The organism is Megasphaera indica (genome assembly GCF_046614755.1).
GTDB classification, from domain to species: domain Bacteria; phylum Bacillota; class Negativicutes; order Veillonellales; family Megasphaeraceae; genus Megasphaera; species Megasphaera intestinihominis.
Window position 1 is genome coordinate 1 of record NZ_JBKKJR010000058.1, and the last position, 478, is coordinate 478.

General features: G+C 52.7%; 2 tRNA genes and 1 rRNA gene. All 3 read right to left on the reverse strand.

The annotated features are described in order from the left end of the window. Positions 1-34 precede the first annotated feature (34 nt). Positions 35-110 (reverse strand) — tRNA-Ala (locus ACFCTO_RS12155). 106 nt (positions 111-216) lie between these two features. Beyond that, positions 217-293: transfer RNA gene (locus ACFCTO_RS12160), tRNA-Ile, on the reverse strand. An 82-nt stretch (positions 294-375) separates the two neighbouring features. Then, positions 376-478, reverse strand: a 16S ribosomal RNA gene (locus ACFCTO_RS12165); the annotation flags it as partial.

Below are 478 nucleotides of genomic sequence, written 5' to 3' on the forward strand. Positions count from 1 at the left end.
TATGCAGTTGTCAAGGTACGATGATAAAAAAGTTTGGTGGAGATGAGGAGAATCGAACTCCTGACCCCCTGCTTGCAAGGCAGGTGCTCTCCCAGCTGAGCTACACCCCCACTGATGCATGGCTTCCTCTCATAAAAAGAGGTGTGTCGATGCAATCTGGAATGGCTTGCCGATTGTCCGTACTCTACAGCGTATTTCGGGTATATCGGTTTGCCCTGGTGGGCCTAGGTGGACTCGAACCACCGACCTCACGCTTATCAGGCGTGCGCTCTAACCAGCTGAGCTATAGGCCCATGTATGGGATTGAGAGGATGACCTCTCAAAACTGAACAATGAATGAATTGCCACCGTGCCGACTTCTTAGGTCTTCCCTAGAAAGGAGGTGATCCAGCCGCACCTTCCGATACGGCTACCTTGTTACGACTTCACCCCAATCATCGCCCCCACCTTCGACGGCTGGCTCCTTGCGGTTACCTCA